This is a genomic window from Plantactinospora sp. CA-294935 (assembly GCF_050936445.1).
In the GTDB taxonomy this organism is placed as follows: Bacteria; Actinomycetota; Actinomycetes; order Mycobacteriales; family Micromonosporaceae; genus Plantactinospora.
This window is the reverse complement of sequence record NZ_JBNJMU010000001.1, coordinates 2,803,625-2,823,128: the sequence shown is the minus strand read 5'-3', so window position 1 is coordinate 2,823,128 and position 19,504 is coordinate 2,803,625. Positions and strand designations below refer to the sequence as shown.

12 protein-coding genes and 2 pseudogenes are annotated in these 19,504 nt (G+C 64.2%); 9 read left to right on the top strand and 5 right to left on the bottom strand.

From position 1 onward, the window contains the following. The first annotated feature begins 1,467 nt into the window (after positions 1-1,467). The 6 genes and pseudogenes from ACQEVC_RS12650 to ACQEVC_RS12625 all read left to right on the top strand — a co-directional run bounded on the left by ACQEVC_RS12650 (position 1,468) and on the right by ACQEVC_RS12625 (position 5,620). Positions 1,468-2,379 carry a replication-relaxation family protein gene (locus ACQEVC_RS12650; RefSeq protein WP_432876506.1) on the top strand — a complete coding sequence of 304 codons (912 nt, stop codon included), beginning with the start codon at positions 1,468-1,470 and terminating at the stop codon, positions 2,377-2,379. 127 nt (positions 2,380-2,506) lie between these two features. Then, positions 2,507-2,797 carry a DNA-binding protein gene (locus ACQEVC_RS12645; protein ID WP_432876504.1) on the top strand — a complete coding sequence of 97 codons (291 nt, stop codon included), beginning with the start codon at positions 2,507-2,509 and terminating at the stop codon, positions 2,795-2,797. A gap of 191 nt (positions 2,798-2,988) precedes the next feature. Further along, positions 2,989-3,189: a hypothetical protein gene (locus ACQEVC_RS12640; protein ID WP_432876502.1), complete on the top strand. Its 201-nt coding sequence runs from the start codon at positions 2,989-2,991 to the stop codon at positions 3,187-3,189. Next, positions 3,186-3,422 (top strand): annotated as a pseudogene (locus tag ACQEVC_RS12635) (hypothetical protein); the annotation flags it as partial. The gene ACQEVC_RS12640 and the pseudogene ACQEVC_RS12635, both read left to right, overlap by 4 nt. A gap of 29 nt (positions 3,423-3,451) precedes the next feature. Further along, positions 3,452-3,805, top strand: a complete 354-nt coding sequence (locus tag ACQEVC_RS12630; RefSeq protein ID WP_432892100.1) for a hypothetical protein — start codon at positions 3,452-3,454, stop codon at positions 3,803-3,805. A gap of 276 nt (positions 3,806-4,081) precedes the next feature. After that, positions 4,082-5,620, top strand: coding sequence for a tyrosine-type recombinase/integrase (locus ACQEVC_RS12625; RefSeq protein WP_432876500.1), 1,539 nt, complete (start codon positions 4,082-4,084; stop codon positions 5,618-5,620). 71 nt (positions 5,621-5,691) lie between these two features. Here the strand turns inward: ACQEVC_RS12625 and ACQEVC_RS12620 are convergent, their stop codons facing one another. Beyond that, positions 5,692-6,024 (bottom strand): hypothetical protein, encoded by a 333-nt coding sequence (locus tag ACQEVC_RS12620; RefSeq protein ID WP_432876498.1) that lies wholly within the window; start codon positions 6,022-6,024, stop codon positions 5,692-5,694. Between the two features lie 126 nt (positions 6,025-6,150). On the opposite strand from ACQEVC_RS12620, the gene ACQEVC_RS12615 reads away from it, so the two are divergent. Next, on the top strand, positions 6,151-7,674 hold the full coding sequence (locus ACQEVC_RS12615; protein WP_432876496.1) for an ATP-binding protein: 1,524 nt from the start codon (positions 6,151-6,153) through the stop codon (positions 7,672-7,674). Position 7,675: 1 nt separating this feature from the next. Beyond that, positions 7,676-9,658: a Druantia anti-phage system protein DruA gene (locus ACQEVC_RS12610; protein ID WP_432876494.1), complete on the top strand. Its 1,983-nt coding sequence runs from the start codon at positions 7,676-7,678 to the stop codon at positions 9,656-9,658. A gap of 4 nt (positions 9,659-9,662) precedes the next feature. Here the strand turns inward: ACQEVC_RS12610 and ACQEVC_RS12605 are convergent, their stop codons facing one another. From ACQEVC_RS12605 to ACQEVC_RS12595, 3 genes are read right to left on the bottom strand one after another with little or no spacing between them, the layout of a single operon-like run. Beyond that, positions 9,663-14,360 carry an ATP-binding protein gene (locus tag ACQEVC_RS12605; RefSeq protein ID WP_432876492.1) on the bottom strand — a complete coding sequence of 1,566 codons (4,698 nt, stop codon included), beginning with the start codon at positions 14,358-14,360 and terminating at the stop codon, positions 9,663-9,665. Continuing rightward, positions 14,357-15,874 (bottom strand): hypothetical protein, encoded by a 1,518-nt coding sequence (locus ACQEVC_RS12600; protein WP_432876490.1) that lies wholly within the window; start codon positions 15,872-15,874, stop codon positions 14,357-14,359. Before ACQEVC_RS12600 ends, ACQEVC_RS12605 begins: the two co-directional genes overlap by 4 nt. Next, positions 15,871-17,490, bottom strand: a complete 1,620-nt coding sequence (locus ACQEVC_RS12595; protein ID WP_432876488.1) for a hypothetical protein — start codon at positions 17,488-17,490, stop codon at positions 15,871-15,873. Before ACQEVC_RS12595 ends, ACQEVC_RS12600 begins: the two co-directional genes overlap by 4 nt. A 551-nt stretch (positions 17,491-18,041) precedes the next feature. On the opposite strand from ACQEVC_RS12595, the gene ACQEVC_RS12590 reads away from it, so the two are divergent. Next, on the top strand, positions 18,042-18,392 hold the full coding sequence (locus ACQEVC_RS12590; RefSeq protein ID WP_432876486.1) for a hypothetical protein: 351 nt from the start codon (positions 18,042-18,044) through the stop codon (positions 18,390-18,392). Positions 18,393-18,516: 124 nt separating this feature from the next. On the opposite strand, the pseudogene ACQEVC_RS12585 reads toward ACQEVC_RS12590, so the two are convergent. Next, positions 18,517-19,300: pseudogene (locus tag ACQEVC_RS12585) on the bottom strand (transposase family protein). Positions 19,301-19,504 lie beyond the last annotated feature (204 nt).

The following is a 19,504-nucleotide window of genomic DNA, read 5'->3' as shown; positions in this document are numbered from 1 at the left end:
ACAGCGCCTCATGTCAACGGTCGGCGTCGATGTCACAGGACTCGCGTCCCACCGGGCGTCAATAGTTACTGGTCGATGTCAGAACTGTCGGCGACGCCCGGATGTCATCGACATCAGTGACTGTCACGGGTCGGGCGATGACAGTTGTCAGCGATCCTGAGACACATCACGAAGGCTGCGGTGCGCGTTGGCCACGCATCCATCGAGGCGTACGGCGGCGCGTCGATGGCGCCCACCCCACCCAAAGCCGGTGGCGACAGGGACAGCCGTGAGCTGCACCGACGGATCGTCCTCCGGCTCGCCGCCGCTCCCGCCGAGTCAGGGGACGCAGCCTGGCAGACCCCTCGGAGACCGGCGCTCGGCACCGGCGGTCAACGCGTCCGGGCGTCGGCGCCACGCCGGTCGAGCATCGATGTCATCGCCGTCGACAAGCACCAGGGGATCCGATGTCAGGAGACAGGCGTCGATGACACGACCTCAGTCGGACAACCTGTGACACCGACGTCAATCGATGTCACGAACATCGGTGTCCACTGATGTCACGAACATCGGTGTCATGTCATGTCCAGGCGCGATCTTCGATGTCAAGGGTGGTTGTCCTCAGCTCCGGACAGACGACGGACATCGCCGTGTCCGCCATCCTCACGCCGCGGGTGTCCCCTTCTGATCAACAGTGTTGTTCGGAGTGACGGGTACCGGCCCCCGATGCGGAGAGCGGGTGGTGGCAGGGGCAGACGGCCCGGACCGGTTGGGGACGGACGCGGAGTGGCGTCCACCGTGTCAGCCGCCCGGTCGATCAGCATCGCGTCCGTACCCCTGCCTCGCTCACAGGCCAGGGAAGAACGTGACGGACACGGAGGGTAATTCTCACAGCAGGCCGACCACGCGGACGGCGTTCTCTGTGAGCGGCTGTGAGCGCCTGTGAGATCGGCATGTGTTCGCCAGAGCACACAAACACCGGTTTGGGTATGAGGGCGTGGCAGCGACGTCGACCCAGCCAAGCACCCCACGGCGGCGGACGGCCACAAGGTGCACGGTCAGACAGGCCCGGGACCGTCCAGCCCTTGGGTCTGCGACTGCCGATTCCGTCCGCCGGCATCCCGGGATTCATCCACCACGCCGCCGTCACCGCCAGGCGGGCGACATCACGGCGACCGTCGGCGGATCTCCCACGCTGGCCAGGTCCGATCGCGCCTCTCGGGCCGCAGCGTCTCACTGTGCCGGCATCCCAGCGATACCGGCTCGCCCTGGCCTTGCTGCAGGTTGGGCGGTGTCGGGACGGTTCCGCGGTCGGTGTTCCCGTCGGTGTCTGTCCACGTTCCTGGGTCGCTCTTGAACCTGACCCCCACACGGACCGCGGCTGTGCCTGTCGTCCCAGCACGCCGCGCCGGTGACAGATCCCGCCTCGACTCAGAGAGACCTTCCGGTCTCTCCTCTCCCCCCGTATCTATGCAGAAAGAGAAAACAGTGTCTGACCAGGTTCTACGTGTGCAGTCCACGCTGATCGCCCGCGACTACCTACTCCTGGACTGGCTGGCCGACCACGGCGTACTGACCACGCCCCAGATCGCCCACGCCCTGTTCCCGTCGCTGGACTTCGCCCAACGCCGGCTCCGCCGGCTACGAAACGTCGGCGTTGTCGACCGGTTCCGGCCGCTCAAGACCGACGGCGGCACCTACCCGTACCACTACGTCCTCGACCAACTCGGCGCCGAGATCGTCGCCGCCCAACGCGACCAGCCACCGCCCCGCCCCAGCCAGACGAGAGCCCGACGCCGCCGCTGGACCGTCGCCCGCGTCTTGGCCCACCGACTCGGCGTCAACCAGTTCTTCACCGACCTCGCCGGCCACGCCCGCACCCACCCCGACCACGAACTGCAACGGTGGTGGTCGGAAACCCGGTGCCGCAAACCCGGCGCCCTCGCCGGCCCCGACGCCCTGATCGAACTACGCGGCCACCCCGCGCCCATCCAGCCCGACGGGCACGGCGTCTGGCACGCCGACAACCACCGGGTGCCGTTCTTCCTCGAGTACGACACCGGCACCGAGCCACTGACCGAACTCGTCCGCAAACTCGCCGCCTACCACCGGATGGCCGAATACCGTGGCCCCCGCTGGCCGGTGCTGTTCTGGCTCCACTCCGCCGAGCGCGCCCACCACCTCCACCAGCGCCTAGCCGACGAGACCCTGTTGGTGCCGGTCGCGACCGCGAGCCGTGACCACGCCACCCGTGCGGGTAGCAGCCCCGCCGGACCGCTGTGGTGGCTCCACCGCCACCACGGCCTCGTCACCCTGGCCGGCCTCGCCGACGCGCTCCCGTACCTCGGACAGCCAGCGTACGGGCCCGACGCGATCGTGTCCCCATCGAGCTCAATCTGACCGGTCAACATCATCGGCGCACGTTCCGCCGTCGTTGACCGCCGCCTTCGCGACCGGAGGGAGGCCTCGCCACATCACACGACCCGCAGCGCACCCACCGCTCACCCGTTCTCCTATGGAGCTTCCTGTGACTACCCGACGAACAAGCCGTACCCGCCCTTGCGGCGGAACTGATGGCGGCGGCTCGGTCTGGGACGCCGAGACGATTCACGCCCTCGGCGTCAGCACCGACCTCGCAACCGCCGCCCAGATCTTCAACTTCTCCCTGGCCACCGCCTACCGGCTGGTCAAGCGCGACGCGTTCCCCGTACCCGTCATCCGCGCCGGCGCCCACTACCGGGTACCCGTCGCCCCGATCCTCACCGCCCTCGGCCTCACACCGACAGCACCCAACCGGGCCGACGGCCCACCGCCGTAGCCCGGAACCCCACGCCCGCCCGGTGGTGTCGACACCGGCCGCCGGCCCAACCCTGTCCGCCTCCGCCGCCCGCGCACCGCGCCGGGCGGCGGACCCGTTTCCGCCCGCCGAACGACAGCGACGTCCCCCGGCGGGATCCCTGTCCCAAACCCTCGCCGCGAACCGCGGCACACCTACCGGAGGTACCAGTCGTGAAGACCCCACACCCTCAGTTCACCGTCCCGTCCACCAGGCCGATCCCGGCGGAACTGTTCCTCGCCGAAATCACCCGCCTCTACCCCCGCGACCGGTGGGCCGTCCAGATGCTCGCCGAACACCGGACCCTGACCACCGCCCAACTCACCGCTCTCGGCTTCGCCGACACCCCGGCGTCGGCGCCCGGCGGCTCATGATCCTGGCCCGCCGCGGCTGGATCGACCGCCTCCCGCCCAACGTCCACCTCAACGCCCTCGAGACTTGGTGGTGCCTCGGCCCGCTCGGCGCCGAGATCACCCAACCGGACGGCGCCGGCCGCATCACACCAGCCCAGGTGTACCGCGCCCGCGACCGACTGTGGGTCCACCAGAGCCTGCTCAGCCTGCTCCACACCAACCAGTTCTTCGTCGACCTCGCCGCACGCGCCCGCACCCAGCCCGGCACCGACCTGCGTACCTGGTGGTCACCGCGTACCTGCGCCATGCCACCAGGCCGGGGCGGCGTCCCACCTGGCACGGCGAGTACATCCACAGCCGCAGGCGGCACGGCTTCTGGTTCGAACCCGATCCTGGCGGGATCGGCATCGCCGCCCTCGCTGACCGGGTCCACGCCTACCCACCGCTGGCGGAACGCACCGGCCTGTCGACCCCGCTGTTCCAGGCCCCCGACCCCCAACGCGAAGACGAACTGCGGTGGCACCTCGACCGCCGCAACCTGCGACAACTCACCATCGCCACCAGCAACCCGGAACAGGACCACCCGGCTGACCCGGTGTGGCAGCCGACCGGCGCAGAAACCACCGGCTGGCCCTGACTGAACTCCCACACACCTCGCAACTGTGGCCACCCAACGACCCGATCTGCAGCGACGTCGAGCCACTCGCCCCGCATCCCATCCACGCCCCCCAACCGACCCGGCGACGAAGCCATCGCCGACGGCGACTACAGCTACCAGCCACACCGCTGACAACCAGACCCGCCTCCCTGACCGCCCCGGCCCATCGCCGGGCCGGTCAGGCAGGCGCCAGCGGACAGCAGACACGACGACGCCAAGGGTGACGACTTGATCTCACCCGAAAGGCACGCGTCCATGTCCATCGACGAATCCGCTGCTCACCCCGAGCACCACAACCAGCAACCCCTAACCAAGGAGCTTCCCGATCCCATGCCTGACGGATCAATCTTCAAACGATGCAGCTGCCGCGACACCGAAACCGGCAAGCTGATCGGCAACCAATGCCCCAAACTCCGCCGCGCCAACGGCTCCTGGAGTTCCGACCACGGCCACTGGCACTACCAACTCGAACTCCCCAAAACCGCCGACGGCCGCCGACGTCAACTCCGCCGAGGCGGCTTCAACGCCCGCACCGAAGCCGCCGACGAACTCGACCAAGCCCGCTCCCTGCTCACCCTCGCCCGACGCGACCGCGCCCGCAGCGTCGAGATCGGCGACATGCTCCAACACGTCGCCCACACCCGCAGCCCCCTACCCGACCCCGACGAGACCCGCCGACGGCTACGCACCGGAGGGCCACTCGCCGACGCCCCCACCGTCGCCGAACACCTCACCACCTGGCTCACCGGCCTCCAGATCGACGAGAACACGATCCTCAGCTACGAATCCCACGTCCGTAACCACCTCATCCCCCACCTCGGGACCATCCCCCTCGACAAACTCCGCCCCCACCACATCAAGAACATGTTCGCCGCCATCGAACAACGCACAGCCGAAGTCCACGCCGCCAAGACAAGCCCCGACCCGAAGGTCCGGGCCACCGTCAAGGGCATCCGGCCCTGCGGCCCCGCCACACGCCAACGCATCCGCGCCACGCTGCGCAAAGCCATCAACGACGCCCTCGCCGAAGAGATCATCGTCGGCATCACCAACCCTGCCACCCTCGTCAAAACCCGAGGCGACCGCCCACACCCCATCGTCTGGGAACCCGAACGCGTCGAACACTGGAAAACCACCGGCGAGATCCCTGGCCCGGTCATGGTCTGGACCGACGAACTCCTCGCCCAGTTCCTCGACCACGCCGCCGAGCACGACCCCGACCTACACCCGCTCTACCACTTCATGGCCTACCGCGGACCCCGCCGCGGCGAAGCCTGCGGCCTACGCGACTCCGAAGTCCGCCTCGACAAACGAGAGGTCACCATCAACAACCAGATCGCCACCCACGGCCACCGGATGCGGCAGAAGCCGCCCAAGAGCAAAGCCGGCAACCGCGACCTCACCATCGACGCCGACACCGCCGCCGTCCTCACCGCCTACCGCGCCCGCCGCGCCGCCCAACGCCTCAAAGCCGGACCCGCCTGGCCCGACACCGGACTCTTCTTCGTCCGCCCCAACGGACACCCCTGGCACCCCAACCTCGTCACCCAACGCTTCAACAAACTCGTCCGACGAACCGGACTACCACCCATCCGCCTCCACGACCTCCGCCACGGCGCCGCGACCATCGCCCTCGACGCCGGCATCGACATCAAAGTCGTCTCCGAACAACTCGGCCATACCACCACCACGCTCACCCGCGACACCTACCAGAGCGTCACCAAAGAACTCCACCACAACGCCGCCGACGCAGTCGCCGAGAGAATCAACGAGAAGCGACGCAGAACCGCCTGAAGAGGCACTTGGATCTACGGGGATTCCTGCACCGATTACCGGCGTGCGCTCCTGGCCAGGTGCACAAGGGCTCAGCAGAGTCGGCGACGCGGGCGCGGTCCGGGACGGTGGGATTGGATCGGGACAGTAGCGCCGCCGACGCTGCTGCTACTGAGCCGCGCAGCCCAGGCCTTGGCCCGCCTGTTGGCGTGCAGCAGCCACGCCAGATCCTCACCTGCCGGCGGCGCACCAAAGATGAGCGAAGCCACGGGTTCTTTGCAGCTTGTTGGTTCGCCAATCTTCTCAACGAGCGTCACGAGATCGTCAAGTCGATCGTTGATGGGAGCCGGCAAGGAAAGGCCGATGCGTTTCTCAGACCACTCAGGCAGCGTCATGTCGACGCTGATTTGTCGCCGCGTGGTCATGTACCTGCTCCGCACATCGAGGTAGTCTATCGCCAAGACGCGGGTCTAAACATCTCTACCACATTTTGACTTGGCAATGTACGATCAGACATCCGGCGAATGGGCCGGCAGGAGGTGGCGTTACTGATGGCGACGCAGGTCGACAACGGTCCGGTCTTTCGGCCTCGGCTCGTGAACCCCGCCAACTTCCTCTTCGCAACCCGCGACACTGGCTATAAGACGACCGGCCTGGCGATCGCGGAGCTGATCGATAACTCCCTGCAGGCTGGAGCGCGGCAGGTCGCGGTTGAGGTGGCTGCCAAGCGGAGCCCCGATCAGCAAATCGAAATCATGGTCGTTGACGACGGCGTGGGCATGGATGCTGAGACACTCACGGAGGCGCTGACCTTCGGCGGGACGAGCCGGTTCAACGACCGGAGGTCGCTGGGACGCTACGGCATGGGGCTGCCGAACGGTGCCCTCAGCCGAAGCCGGCGCGTTGAGGTCTACACGTGGCGACCTGGTGTCGGCGTCCTCTGGTCGAGGCTAGACATCGACGAATTGGCCCACTCTGGTGATGCTACGCTGCCTCCCGTCGAGCACATCGACCGGCCGGCGTTTGTGCCCAGCACCGGCTCCGGTACGGTGGTACGGCTGACGCGCTGCGACAGGGTGGAATACAAGCGTTCTTCTGCACTCGCCCGGAGGCTCAAGGACGATCTAGGGCGAATCTACCGACACTTCCTTGCCGAAGGCTTGAGCCTGCAGGTGAACGGGCAACTTGTGGCAGCAAACGATCCCCTGTGTCTGCAACCTATGTCGAAGATCACCGGCGGCAGACGGTTTGGCGACGATCTCCTCTATGAAATCCCAGTAGATTCCAGGACCGGCATCATATCGGTTACTTTTAGTGAACTTCCGATCGATCGCTGGCACGGGTTATCGACGGAGGAGAAGCGGGTAATGGGCGTTACAGCTGGCCCGCCGGTCTCTATCGTCCGGGCGGGCCGCGAGATCGATCGCGGGTGGTTCTTCATGGGCGGTAAACGTCGCGAGAACTACGATGACTGGTGGCGGTGCGAGATCAGGTTCGACCCAGTCCTCGACGAACTTTTTGGGATCACCCACGCCAAGCAGGCAATCTCACCGCGACCGGAAGTGCTGGAGATTATCTCACCAGATCTGGAGACGATCGCTCGCGCACTGAACGGCCGAGCCCGAAACCGATTCATGCTCGTCAAGGCGACAGAGCCGCTGAGCGCGGCGGAACGGCAGGCAGCACGCGCTGAAGCCTCACTGCCATCTTTGCCGCGCGGGCGCCGGCCAATCCCTGACGAACTCAAAGAATTGGTCGATGGCCTGAGCCGACACGAGGCGCCGTACCAGATTGCAGCCGCAGAATTGCCAACGATGGGCGCGTTTGAGGTCGTCGTGCGAGATCGGCAGATCATCGTGTTACTCAACACGAAGCATCCCTGGTATCGCGATCTATATGGTCCGCTCGCGATGAGCGACCTAGGCAGAGACCGCGATCTTGCTCGTCAGGTTGCTCTGACTCTTCTGGCCTCCGCCCGCGCCGAGGCAACGCTGCGGCGCGGTGCCGAGCGGTGGCATGCACAGACCCTGCGCCAGGCGTGGGCCGACGTACTCGCCACCTTCATGAATGCCTAGCATGATCGAGATGTGGTACTCACTCCCCTGCCCGCCAGGGTGTCAACCCGCTGAGCGGCGGGCCTTTGCGGCGCTTGGCGACGCGCTGGCAACCGATGACGCTTCGGCACGTCAGGCCGCACGGGAACGTTGCCTCGCCAAGGACAACGCCGCGCTCACAGCCGCTACCCACGTTCTGATTGATCTTGTTGGCCAAGGCTGGAACGTACGGGTCGATGACCACGAGATGGCCATCGCTCCGCCACTTGGAGTCGCCGATCCGGTCGAGGAGAAGAGTCGAGTACGGCGACAGGAACTCATCAAACGAGATGAGCAGCTGTCCAACCCGTCGGTGCGTCGTTTCATCGCCGCCATGGAGAAGCCGCGGGAGTTCGAGGGTAAGTTCGTATCGATCTTCAGCCTCATGAGAGATGGCAAGGAACTTTCGACGGCTCTTCAGACCCTCGAGATCGACGGCGACGCGGATCTCGCCCGGCTACGCGGAGTGATCGACCCGTACGTACAGGTAGTGTCCAGTAATGAGCGCTGCCCGCAGACCGGGTTCAGGCTTATGGACATATGGCGATACTTCCGTCATACCTGGTCCAATCAGTACACCAGCACTCCCGGCCGCACCATGATGATTCTGATTCGGGACCGCGCAGCCTCATTCCACCCAGTAATTGGGATCGCCGCACTTGGCAGCGCTGTCGTACAACTAGCGGAGCGCGATGACTGGATCGGCTGGCAACCGGCGGTGTTCCTAGAAAACCTGCTCGCCGCCCCGACTCTGCGGATGGCTCGGTGGATTACCGCCCGGCTGCAGACAGCGTTGGAAGAACTGTATGTCGATGACTTGGTCAAGGACGGCTTGTACTGGCCGTCGCTGTGGGAAAGCCCTGCCAGCGATGCAATCGAGCGATTGCTGAAGGAGGCGGAAACTCGCCGCCGAGATCATCACCGGTTCGTCAAGGCGACGGACTTCAAGAAGGTTCACGACGCCGACGATGTCAAAAGCTGGCGTCGACGTGCCGAATCCGACCTCTTCCGCAGCAAGCGTTGCCTGGCGCTGGCCGATCTTCTCAGCGCTCGGCAAGCGCTCGCGCCCTACCTATATCCGAAGGCAAGCCGCACCGGGCTATCAGACGCGCTCGGCAGCCCGAAGGCCCGGCGGGCAATCATGTCCGTACTGCGTCGGGCGAAAGCTGATGCAGTAGGAACCGAGATTGCCGATCTCACCGTATGCGGCGCTGTCGCTCCCTATAACGCTCTGCTGGGGGGCAAGCTCGTCAGCATGCTGGCGGTCAGCCCAACGGTCGTCAAGGCCTACCACCGGCGCTATTCGACCTACGCCAGTGAGATCGCGTCGTCGATGGCCGGTCGACCGATCCGTCGGCGGTCAAACCTCGTTTTCGTCGGAACGACCTCGCTCTACGGCTCGGGCGCCAGCCAGTACAACCGGATCCGGATCCCGCCCGAGGTCCTCGGCGGGCTCTCTCCTATCGAGTTCCGCCAGCTCGGCCGGTCGAAGTCGTTCGGCACGTCGCACCTATCGGCCGAATCGGTGCGAGCGTTGGTGCGTCTTGCGGAGCAGACGGCACACGGCGCGCGGGTCAACAGCATCTTTGGCGAAGGGGTGAACCCGAAGTTCCGCAAGGTCCGTCACGGCTTCGACCTCCTGCAGTGGCCGTCGGACACCCTGCTGCAGCATGGGCGTCAACGCATCATCTACGGCATCAGCTTGGTGGACAACCTTCTGCCCTACCTACTCGGTAGCGACGCGGAGCCGAGCTACAAGTTCCGCCGTCGTAAGAGCACTGCGGACGTGGAAGCCATTTCCGCATGGTGGATGCGTCGGTGGTGCCACCCACGCAGCAAGTCGCCGGCGGTGCTGGAGGCGGTCGCGGAGCACCGCCTAACCAGACCGGTCAGGCACGGTGCACGCGTCACACTGCCCAATTTGCCACTGGCCGCCAGTGAACATGAGCAGTTGGAGCTGTACTGACTGCCTAGAAGAGGCGATCGTGTGGTACCGGGTCAACATCGATGATGCGCTCGTAGTAGGGACGAACTGAGGTTCGTGTATACGGCGTCTGGTGGGCGTTCTGCACAAAGCAGGTAAGGGGAGCCATCGTTCTTACTGCCTCGGCCAAGCGTTCGGCTTCAGGACCGCTGGTCTTTCCGACCAGGGCTTTCTGGACCGCACGGACCTGGTCGACCTGGGTCTGGCTGAAAAACAGCCTCGTCGCCGTAGCACCAGACACTGCATCGGGCAGATCCTTCGGGTACTGCGTGGCAATGACGACACCCGCGCCGAACGCCCGGCCCTCTCGCATGAGAGGTTCCAGGAAGGGTGATTGGACGAGACGCCATGCCTCGTCCAGCACGACAAGCCGCTTCAGCACCCGCGGCTGTGGCCGTCGGATGAGCTGGTTGTAGAGGGCCATCAACAGGAACTCCGCCACCGCATTCTTGACCTCCTCGCCGGGCAGTTGGCTGAGGCGGACCACGGAACGCCCGTCGAGCAGCTGCTCGAGCGTAGCGCCGTCCCCATCGCCAGCGAACAACCCAAGATCAAAGATGGGCGACAGGCGCCCGATGAGCGCATCGTGGCCTTCACGTTCGAGCACCTCACGGATGGCGTCAAACGGTAGATAGGTCTGGTCCGATGCCGGCGTGAAGGCTCTACCGTCGAGCCCCAGGATCGTATAGGTCTCTTTCATTGCTTCGCGCAGGTGGTATGCCTGCTGATCCCCAAGGCGATAGATCCGCTTGAGGATGCCGACGAGTTGATGCACGTGCGACATCGGGTTTGCCCGGCCTGAGGTGGGATCGGTCGGCGGTACCAACGGATTGAAGGGCAGCCCCCCAATACTGGCGTCGAACATGGACAACTGCTCGGTACCCGTATATTCGGCGCCCGCGTAGTCATCTTTAAAGTCGAGAATCAGGGCCGGCAGACCGTTCGGCGCCGCCATGAGTTCGCGCAGGATCGCTTTGGTGGCTTGAGTCTTGCCACTGCCGGTCTCACCAGTGATTGCAATGTGGCCGTTGGCCAGCGGACGGTCGGGACGCTGCGGGTCGTACCAGATCTCAACCGGCCTGCCGTACTGCCCGGCAGCTTCACCAAGAAACGCGCGCGGCCGGTCAGCCGACGACGACGTTGCTACCGAGGCGTCAGGTGGTGCAACTCCGTTAGACGCCAACCTTGCGCGGGTTGTTTCGACGGGAGCAGAGACTGATCGCCCTCCGTCAGGAGGCGAAGGGCCGTCAGTTTCCACTCTTGGGGACGTCTCGTGTGCCGGCCGACTGGGCACCTCACGTACGGGCGGGACGGCCTGCTGAAGCGCGCCTACGCCGGATTCGTTCAGTTGCGTCACGGTGAGCGGGAACGTGTGACCTTTGGTGGCCTGGGCGCTCACACGCTTGGGCGGTCGTAGTGACTCTGTGTCCACACCGATGGAGACCTCGACGAGATGCAGCTCGATGGCGAAAGGCACCTCGCCTTCGAACAGCCGTTGCGAGGCACTTGCCCAGGCCCGTCGTTCGTCGGTGTCGTGGCCGCGTTTCGCGAGTTCGCGATACACGTGCGCTCGAAGGATCTCCCGGCGAGCTGGCGTAGTGATGAGCTCATCCGCCCGGTCGGGATTGAACACGTCACGAAGCAGCATGCCGGTGGACAGGGCCTGGTTGACCGCCGGCCCCGTAGCAGTGTCACCATCAATATGAAACTCAGCCGACGTGTCCTGCATCGTCTTCACCTCGAAGACGGTGATGATGCACCCTTCTTCGCTGTACTCGATGCCGAGCAGGTCGGCTCTTCGGGCGTCTTCGTGAAGGTGCAGCCACATACGGGCCATGTCATCATCAAGGCTGATGAGCAGACGCTTGCGATCTGCGGGCCGGTTCTTCTTATACCACCGCGCCACGATGAGCGTTCCAAGCAAACCCTTGGTCCGGTTCTGGTCAACTTGGCGTTCGAGGTCAGGCGTGAGTGTCAAGGCACCAACGTCGAGAAGTTCTGTTAGCTCCTGCAGGAGACCGTCAAGGTCAGCATCACTGACGGCAGTGTTGTACTGACGGACAACCTCGCGCAGCGCTCGCCGGAACGGGTCGGTGGCGTCGGCGAATGCAACTACCTCACGGGTGCGATCGCGACCGCTGAAGACCTGAAGCTTTCCGAGCATAAGGTCTCGGTCGACGTGCCGATCGGCCAGGACGAACCACGGTGCCGTTGCGGCTACGGCCTTGAGGCGTTCCCGCACGTCGCCATCCTGTCGCACGGCGAGGCGTGACGCGGGTGCCTGCTTGGCAATCAGTTGGGCAACCGTGAAATAGGCAGCGAAGGGCCCACCCGGCGCCGGTTCCAGGTCCACAGTCTTGGCAAACACGCGGTACTTAAGTCGCTGAGGCATCGCGAGGGGCTGGACCGGCTGCTCTATGAAGCTGAGCGCATCCTGCATACCCGCCGATTGGTCGAAAGCCACCAGGACGTGCGCAAGCATGCCTGCCGGCGGCTTCACCGTGTCGGCCGGCAGCGCGCGCACTTCGAAACTGAAGCGCCGATCCTCTGCGGTTGCGTGAAAAAGTTGCGCTACCCGCGCCTCGTCGTCGTCATCAAGTTCGAGCGACTGGATTCCAGCGTTGCGGCCCTTGTAGAGCACGGTGAGGTGAGCGCCCTGGATCTTCTCGCTGTATGCCAGGTCGGTCAACAGCTTCAGGTACGGCCCTGGGCCGGGTGGGTCCAGCAACGCCAGGCGGAGCCCGTGGCGCGCTGGAGGGTGTGCTTCAAGGAACGCCTCGACGATGCGACGAATCTGCGCATAGCCGTCTTGCCCCACACTTCGTTCCTGCTTAACCGCGAAGTACGGAAGATGCCCGATGTCGCTGACGTGAGGCAGAACCTGTGGCGTGTCAGGCGTCAGATCTGGGAGGCAAAGACTGGTCAGAAAGTTAGGCAGCTTTCCCGCCGAGTCCCTCACCAGTTGGAGGTCACGTGCGCTTAGCCGATCACGCTGAGCGACAACGATGCGCGCGAATTCAGAGTACCGCCACAGGTACAAGGGATGCAGCGGCGTGAGCATCGCGACCGCAGTCAGGCCAGACCCAAAGGCAATGGTGTCGAGCTTCAAGATCTGGGAGATAACCTGATTGACATCCTGGGTGTACTCCGCAAACAGCTTCCCGTACGTGTTGCCGATGCACTTTAATAGGTCGTGATACCGCTCGACGTAGTCGCGGATCGCGACCCTTGAATTCCGTGCCGCCGCCACCGCAAGGGGCTCGACTGTCAGTCGACCCGCATACCCCGCGATCTTGTCTCGAGCCTTGTCGAACAACTCGAATCGCGCACGTAGTTCCCGGCCAGCGTCGTCGTCGAGGCTGTCGAGGAACTCAAGGATCTGCTGGCTGGTCCACTCTTCCTTAAGGTCATCTTCACCCCGGTAGCCGCGGATTCTCTCCCAGATGTCGCCGTCGTTCCCGTCGATCCAGCCCCCGTAACGACCTACGCCGACGAGCCGGGTCACGATGTCGACGACTTCGCCGGAGACCTGCCCTTGGACGATGATCCCGGAGGGAAGCTCTTCCTCCCATCGCTCCGTGCCGACGGGAGTTCCCCCGCTGTCGAATTCGCTGACCCCTGCAGCCGACTCCACGGCGGCGTCGAGATCATCCTGAAGAGACGCCTCACCGGAAAGCAATGCGTCCGCGGCGACAGTCGAGGCCGAAACCGGCGTGTCGAGCGGCCGATTGCCGCTCCCATCATCCGCGACGCCGCCCGAGGGTTGAGAGTCTTGAGTGCCGGTATCTGGCGGTGTGATGGGACCAGTTTGCGGTTCCGCGTCATGGTCTGCTGGCAGGGGCGGGGGTTGCCACCGGCGGACCGAGAAGAGATCTTCGGCGTCAGCGACGGTGAGCTGATCCGCCGACTCGCCGCGACGTAGCTGCCGAAGGAGGCGAAGACTGCGCCGAAGAGCAGCGCGCCGGTTCTGATCGGTCTCCTTAGCGATGTTCTCGGCGATTGCGCGCCGGTCCTTTTCCGTCAGCGTTTGGAGCCGACCGACCAGATCGCGGTTTCTCTGAATGCGACTGGCGACTGCCCGGTCGCTCGCGTCGTCAAACAGCTTCGGGTCTGCCAGCAGGCCCAAGCGCGGAAGTTCCCGGCTCGACTTCAGTTTGAACTCCATCGCCCGGTCAGGCCCGTCTGGTAATGAGGTGTAGTAGTCGAGAAGTTGGCCGAAAGAGATGTTGCGGTCGCCGCCGAGCCGTTTCCACCAACTGATGAGTACATCGTTGGCGCCGGCGAGTTGCTGCTGTGCTTGCCTGATAAGTAGGCCCTTGAGCTCGACCGGGCCGATGGGAGCGAAATCTTGCAGCGATGAAAGGCGTGCCTGATCTCCGGCCGCGATCACTACGATCGTCGCCTCAAGGCTTCTGTCATTACGCCACTGCTCGGCTTGCTGGACGTTGTTGGTGAACTTGTCTGCCGGCATGCCGACCTCGGCGGCCAGAGCCAAGGCATCGCTCGACAGCAACGCAACCCGCAAGTCGGACCTGTCTAGGATCCCGCTCAGCCGGGCTAGCGCGGTGCGTGCGTCGAAATGCGGTATGTCCCGAACAAGGACGCCCACCGATCCGTACAGCTCAATCACCTTGCGGCACAGCAGCTCGCCGACTAGCTGTTCCCGAGGGTCGATCGTCGTCATAGCAGCGCCAAACTCTTTGGGTCGGTAGTGATGACGGTCTGCCCGTCGGCGAACGCCTTCGCGTAGCCAGCCTCAAGCATTGCCCTGCGCAATGCCTCGACGTTGAGCCGCAACTCCTCCTCGCTCACGGAAGTTGGCGTCCCGAACGGCTTCTGCGCCAGGTTGTTGCATCGCACGATCTGGTCATCGGAGCGCTGGCCGACTACGATTCCATAGTTCGTGCGAATTTCGTCGAGAAACTCAGGAAAGTCGAGCGGCCTTTCTGGATCGACGGTGGCTGCAACGAGCGTTTCGAGGAATTCGGCGTTGATCCCATAGCGCTTTTGCTGCTTGCCGCCACGGCCGGCGACGGACCAAGGAGTGAGGTAACCAGCGCGGCGCCCAAGGTCGGCCAGGAAGCCTCGCGGATGGTTCTTCTCTTCCGCGGCAACTTGCCAGAACGCCTCGGCGACGGCTTCCAACTCGGACACCTGGTCGTCGTGACGGTACGCATCGAAGCCCTGCCGGACCCGGTCCTGAACCTTGGTGGGGAGGCCTGCGATCACTTGTTCGGCCCCGAGGGCGCTGACCTGCGGCTGAAGCCTTTCTCGAATACGAAGCAGCATCAACGCCTCGATCGTGTCGCCTGCAGCCCGAAAAGATGCTCGCGATGCATTACGCAGGGATGTGCGGGAGCCATCGAAAATGTCGAGCAGGATCGGGGAGCGCGGAGCGCCTTCCACAGCCTCGGAGTAACGGGAGATCAGATGCACATGTACGGCGAAGCAGGCGAATGTCACCAGCCTTCGAAGAGAATTCAACTTCGAACCGCTGGTTTGCTCGAAACGGGCGAGACGGTCAAAGGCGCGGCGTAGATTGGTGAGGGTAGGTGAAGCGAGAGTAGGTGCAGTGGGCGTGCCTGCATCAGCTGGGATCATGGGCGCATAGGCGTGTTGCATTGCAGCTTCGGTTGCGGTGTCAACGTCCTGCGGTTTAGCGAGCTTCGTCATCGGCATTGCCAGCATCGACCACGGGTCGTCGTCAGTTGACAGCAATGCACGGATGTGGATGGCGGCATCCGCTTCATGCCCAGCCGTCAGTAAACGCGCCAGAAAGATTCCGCAGCGATGATCCGATGGGTCACGGGTGAGGAGTGTTTCGTTGGACAGGGTGTATGAGGAGCGTGCCGCTTCGCCGAATACGGCCTTGTCTGTCCCCAGCACGCCTTCGGCAAGGTTCCGCAACATGCTAAGTGACTCTCGATCGATGACTTCGCCATCGCGACCGGTGATCGCCTCGCCGTAACGCTCAAGGATTGCGCTATTTGGATTGCGCTCGACTTTCTCACGTGTCTTCTGGTTCAGGATTGATGGCCGAAGAAATTCGGCTAGTGCGTCCGAGTCATATACGCGTCCCGTCAACGCCCTTCCGAGGCCGTTGGCTACATGCACAGGTTTGATCGAGTTGTTGGTGGGAACAAGTCCGAACTCGGCGATGTAGAGGTCATTCAGGAACGCCTTCAGGTCCGTTGTCACAGTCGGTACCTCGCCGGATGACGTTGAATTTCGAACCTCGCTTCGATGTTCTTCTCTACGTTGCGGATTCGCACATCGACAACTTCTGTCTTGCTCGGCCCCACGGAATTATGCACGCTGTCGACAAATCGTGTGATGCGCCGAGTTGCGCTACGCGACCAACTCGTTCGCCCGAGACCCCACCTGGCCTCGGTAAGCGTTAGGTACAACGCGCGATCGACCAAGAGACTGGCGACCGCCACGCCGTACTCGTCTGTAGCGGTTAGGGCGAAGGTCCGGACGAGACGCTGCTCATCCGGCAACCACTCGTCGACCCACGGAGCCAGCTTGGGTGGATCTACCTCAAACCGGCCATGATGGACCTCGTGCAGGGAGAGGAACGTGCTTGGGGCCCTGACGTCGAAGCGGTGGCTTTGCCACAGGACGAGGCGTTCGCGGTCGCTATCGGGGCAGTCCGGCTCGTAGAACCTGTTGATTGCTAGAAGCAGTTGTCGGACAACGCCTCCGCCTGCTCCGTTGCCGTCCGTGACCAGCCTCTCGAAGCTGCGTTCGTCGCTAGGCAAGAGGTCGAGAAGCGACCGACCGTCACGGTGCTCAAAGAAGAACCGCCGCTTGAGCGCGCGGTACTCGTTATCTCGCTCATCCGCCGGCATCGGCTGTATGGCAGACGGGCGGAGCCCGTCGATCCACTCTTCTGCCTTAGTGGTCCCCTGCCAGAGCTCTGTGTCGCGCCGGGGGTGCGTTACGGCAGCGGGGTCGAAAACCTCCCGGACAGCATCGAACAGCGGTCCGACGCCGCCTTCGAAGGCAAGCTGCGCGTAGTGGTATCGGTGCGAACCCTGGCTCGCGAGTCGGACCGCGGCCGTTGCCCCTCCGGCGATCAGGAACGCCACGAAGCCGACCAACTGCCGCATTGTTGCGTGGTGGCCTCGCCGTGCAACCTCCGCAAGCATCAGGGCGATCCGCTCTCGAACCTGAGGATGGCGCAGTGCCTCGCGGTTGACGACGGCCGGGTCTGTTGGCGACAAGCTGGCGTAAAAACGATCATCGGTTAGACGGGCGATGACCTCGAGTGTGATGGGCGCAGCAAGCACATTTCGCAGGCTAAGGTCGAGGACACGAACGGGACCCTCAACCTCCTTCACAGGCTCCCGGCCATAGGACACCGCCTGCTGCACCTGCCGAAGCGCTGCCTTGAGTGGCTCGAAGTCGACAGCCAAAGGGTGGCGCCGCAGTACGAAAAGCGGCCACTCATTGATAGCTAGCACCATGGCTCGCTGGTCGAGGTCACAGTCGCGCCAGCGAGAGAGGATGCTGTCGTCGGACAATTCGTTGGCATCGGTAAGAACAACCGCCCCGGCCGCCTCTAACGCTGGCCTGAGTCGCTCGATGAGGTGCGTCTTTCCGTCACCGGGGTTACCCGTGATGATGATCTGATGGTGGGCGCGAGCCAGACCCAGAACATGATCGTTGAGACCGAGGTCCACATCGATCCAAGCGAGTTCTTCGGCGGTCAAGCGGTCCGCATAGCTGTTGGTGCTGCGGTACAGGCGTTCCACGAACTCACTGGTGTGAAGAGAGACCCGCGAGCTTCCGGGGGACCCGGTGGCGTCCATGCCGCCGGAAACTGGCGCACTCTCACCGCTCGGTGTCACTCAGTAACCGCCCGTTCCCGGGTGCATGCTGAGAGGTCGGCCAACCGCTGCTGAGGCACAGGCTCATGCGGACGGGGCATCGAGGTCACCACCATAAGCTTCTCGCTGCTACAGAGGGCTGACGAACGAGGGGTCGACCGCGCAACCGCGACCAGCACACCCCGACAGAGTAGTACCTGACACGGTATCGCCCACGTCTGACATTCGGTGCAAGCGATCCAGATGCCCCTGGGATCGGTCAGCGGATCTACATATTGGGCGTGGAACAAGTCAATTAGATTTGATAAGGCTGGTTTTAGTAGAACCGGTGCTTTTGCGGCTTTAGCTATACTTCTCGTGACCGATGCCCCAACGCGACCCCAGCAGACGGCCTCGGTGCCGCAGTGTTGGGCCGGATGACATCAGCCCCCAGCACCAGGGGAGACAGGGCCCGTAGGCTGTGGTCTGGCGATCGTCAGGCTCAAGATCGGAGAACGCCCGTGGGAAGAGCGCTAGATTCACAAGAAGTCAACATGGCGCGCGAGTGGGTCGCGGGTAAGAAGATCGAGTCTTTCCGGGTGTACGGCGTCAACTCGTTGAAGACCTTGGCGCCTGCGCTCGACGACCTCGTCGGCGACCAGGTCGTGGACCTGGTCGCCCAAGACGATGCTCGGCGGGTCGATGTGGTTTGCCGTGATCACGTCATAGCCGTCGAGCTTGAGCGGACCGGAAAAATGGCGGCGTTGCGCGAGGCCGCCGCATGGAGTCCGGCCGCCGGGACACCTATGCCGACCGGACGAATGACCTTCGAAGACGGCACCGGATTTGATTTCAGGGAGCCGGCGAAGACGAAGCGAATCACGTTTGCCGTGCGTCGTCGCTGACCACAACTCCATGCCAGCCGAAACACCACGCACGCCAGCACTGCAGATCAGAAGGTCCCTGTCGGCCTTCTCGGTACCCGCCTGCAGCGGTCGGGGTCGGGAGATGAGCGTCAAGGAGCGTTTTTCATCCTCGGTAGGTCGGGTTCTCGACGTGGTGAGGACCAGGATGGCCTGCACGATCGGGGTCGTCCTGGACGGGCAGCAGCGGAGCTTGGCCAGGACTTTCCAGAGTCTTGAGGGGTGGCGACGGCGCGTTCGCCGAGGGCGCGGATTCGGGCGTGGGCCTTGTTCACGGCCTTCTGTCGGCATGACAGCCTCGGCCGGTAGCGATGACGCTTGAACGGGGTACGGACTGGGCCGCCGGCGCCCTGGTATGCCTTGTCCGCGAGAGTCATGACGTTCGCGCTGGTCAACGCCGCGACGATGTCGTGGGTGCGGGCGGCGGTCAGATCGTGCGTCGAGCCGGGCAGCGCCGCCGACGCCCAGACGAGGCGTCCGGCCGGATCGGCGATGACCTGCACGTTCATCCCATGCCGCCGGTGTTTCCCGGAGTAGTACGGCTTCTGGTGGTGCACGCGGTCGATCGGGATCAGGGTGCCGTCGAGGATGGTGTAGGCCAGCAGGCGGACTTTGCTCATCGCCTGGTGCAGGTCGTCGGCGGTCGTGGCGAGCAGAGTGATCGCCTCGCGGACATAGCGCCAGGCGGTGGCCACTCCGACGGCGAATCCGGCGGCCAGCCGGGCGAGGGTGTCGCCGTTGCGCAGGTGGGCCAGGACGAGCAGTGCCTGACGGCCGGGGTCAAGGCGGCGCCACCGGGATCGTCGCTGGCGGCGATGAGTACGGATCAGGTCGGCGACGTGGTTCAGCGACCGGGTGGACAGCGGGATCGAGGCAGGGTAAGACAGCAACGAGGCTCCCGGTAGGGGCATCTTTCTTGGTCGATTGCTGTCTTACCGGGAGCCTCACCTCGCCCCGCTACCGACCTCCTCCACGCCGCTGACCTGCACCGTCAGGTTGGAAATGGCTCAAGGTTCCACAGCCCAGCCGATGACGTGCGTCCGGCCGCTTCCTCTTCCTGTCTGCCCTACCCGACCAGAGATCGTCGCGAAGCA